The organism is Enterococcus sp. 7E2_DIV0204 (genome assembly GCF_002140855.1).
Classification (GTDB): Bacteria; Bacillota; Bacilli; order Lactobacillales; family Enterococcaceae; genus Enterococcus_L; species Enterococcus_L lemimoniae.
The window spans coordinates 108,098-110,604 of sequence record NZ_NGKY01000004.1 but is presented as its reverse complement, the minus strand read 5'-3'; the positions used below and the strand labels follow the sequence as shown (position 1 = coordinate 110,604).

Below are 2,507 nucleotides of genomic sequence, written 5' to 3'. Positions count from 1 at the left end.
ACCCAAACTATGTGTTCCTATTGTCTCAATTTCTATAAAATATTTAAGTGTTTTCAAGGTCACTTTATTAATGTTATTATAGCAAATTTTGACAAAAAATACAATAGATTTAGGCTTATTTGTTGCGCAAAATTAGCTGTGTTGCTAGTTTCTTCGTAGTAAATTTGATAGCTACAGTATTGTTGAGGACACAAGGGTACCTTTGTGTCCTCTTTTTTTGGAAAGGAAACCAAAATGAATATACTGGAGCAAGACCTAAATCTTATTTATGCTGCAATTTTAAAGGGCGGATTGAGACAATATAAATTTAAAAATAGCAACTTGCGTCCTTTTGTTCAGCAACCAGAGGGAAAAAAGGGTGCTATATTTGGTTTCCGCTCGAAAGAGGCAATGGGGGTTGCTCGTGGTGTAGTGTTAACTTCGGAAGAAGCACTATGGGAAAACGAGAACTCATTTACTCATTGGACACCAAATGTGTTTAGATATGGAACCTATACGGACGATCGCAGGCTTTTTGTAACAGGACACAAGGACCAGAACTTGAAACAGATTAATACGTTTATGATTGATATAGATGTTAAAGTTGGTCAATCATGCTCCGGACAAGATATTATGGATCGTAGCATAGATTTAGGTTTTCTACCCACTATGATTTTGGAAACTCCAGGTGGCTACCAGGTATATTATGTACTGGAAAATCCCTGGTTTATTTCTAATGCAAGTGGTTATAATTCAGTTAAAATCGCAAGAAATGTCTCGAATAATTTGAGACGATATTTTGCCGAAGAATTACCAGTTGATATGGGCTGCAACCATTTTGGGATCGCTCGAATACCTAGAAATGACAACATTTTGCAGTATAATTCAGAAATGACTTATGACATGCAAACCTTAATAGACTGGTCTTTTGAGTACTCTTCAGACAACGTAATTGAAATAGAAAAACCTAAATTATACTTAGTGCCAAAGAAAAGTAAACAAAAGAATGCTGCTTGGGTTGATCAACTGCTTAATAATACTCAAATCGAGGGAGACAGAGGCTTACTTGGGCGCAATAGTGCGATTTTTACTATGGCCTTAGCTTATTATTCTTCCGGAGAATCACTAGAAGATTGCTATAATGACATGGATGTATTCAACTCTAATTTAGGTAATAAAGCGTTAAAAGATACTGAAGTAAGACGGGCGGTTGAGTCAGCATACTCTGGAAAATACCACCAAGCAGAACAGGAAAAGATTGATTTACTTATCGAAAGTTGGGGTTCACAAAAGACTTCTAAGGCTTTGTTTAGTAAAAGAAAAGGGGACAGTGGGTATAGAAGTCACCCAAGTACCTGGTATAAATTCAAGAAAAATCGATCAGAGAGAAAATATTCTCATAAGCATGAATGGAAAGCAGACTTACTGGCATTTTTGAAGGATAAAAGTTATACGTACAAACCTTATTTTGTAACGACAAAGAGAGAATTAGCAGAAGAATTAAAGATTCCTAACCGTTCTCTAGACAAAGTTCTGAAGGAAATGCAACAGGAGGGTAGGCTGTTTTACTCTGTAAAAGCTGGTAGAGGTGGCGGAATTAGAATTGCCACTAGAAATGCATTAGTTCAAACAATTTTAAATGTCAAAAAGGAAGTACAATATGCATATGTAGATGCCATTTTGAGTCTTTTTCCTGTTGCAGGTAAAGTAGTCAATCAACTGTTAAAAGCCCATAAAATAAGTGATAAAGTGTGCCAGCAGCTAGACTTTGGAGACTTGGATACTGGTTAAAATTAAACCTGCAAAATGCCAATTACTTTATATCTAGGATACTTTGGCCTTTCTTATAGACGTTCTCGTTGTCTTTGTTAATCATTTGTTTGTTTTAATCGCTGGTGTGTTGATCTGATGTTAATTGGTCATTATTTCTTGGGTAGTAGCATTTATTTAGAGTGATAAACACAAAAAAGATCGATCAGAACGTAAGAGGACATACATGTATGAGTTGAAAGTAGATAATTAGAGTACCTTGGGGAGAGAATGCTATCGATATCCTCTAGAAATCGAATTGAATTGACTAAGAGTGAATTACAAGTAGTTGTACAATACCATGATAAATCTATACCAAAGGGAGCACTATACAATGCTTTTAACTCGTTAAAAGCTGTCTTATGTGGTGGATTATTCGTGGCAACAAGAAAAGCGTTGAACCGCATGATAATAGTGGTGAATCAGCACGTCAAAAAGGCGTATAAAAACTCTACAAGAACATTTTTAAAGAAGCAGCTATACTAACTAAGATGACTGAAACACTAGGAACAGAGAAAAAACATGGTTTTTTGGTGAGCAAACAAATCTATGGGATACTGGCTAAATTAAAATATGTACACTGCCAATACATTATATCTAGGATACGTTTCTTGCTTTGTTGTATAATGTGTTTAAATATTTTTTATTTTACTTTTAGTACCTTGGAGGTTGATTATGGAGACAAAAAAGATTAACGATTTATTGCGACAAGTTAGAAT

General features: G+C 35.1%; 2 protein-coding genes. Both read left to right on the top strand.

Going from position 1 to position 2,507, the window contains the following annotated elements:
- The first annotated feature begins 234 nt into the window (after positions 1-234).
- Positions 235-1,770, top strand: a complete 1,536-nt coding sequence (locus tag A5819_RS18270; RefSeq protein ID WP_086281974.1) for a primase C-terminal domain-containing protein — start codon at positions 235-237, stop codon at positions 1,768-1,770.
- Positions 1,771-2,019: 249 nt separating this feature from the next.
- Complete coding sequence (locus A5819_RS18265) at positions 2,020-2,274, top strand: hypothetical protein (RefSeq protein WP_086281976.1); 255 nt, start codon at positions 2,020-2,022, stop codon at positions 2,272-2,274.
- Positions 2,275-2,507 lie beyond the last annotated feature (233 nt).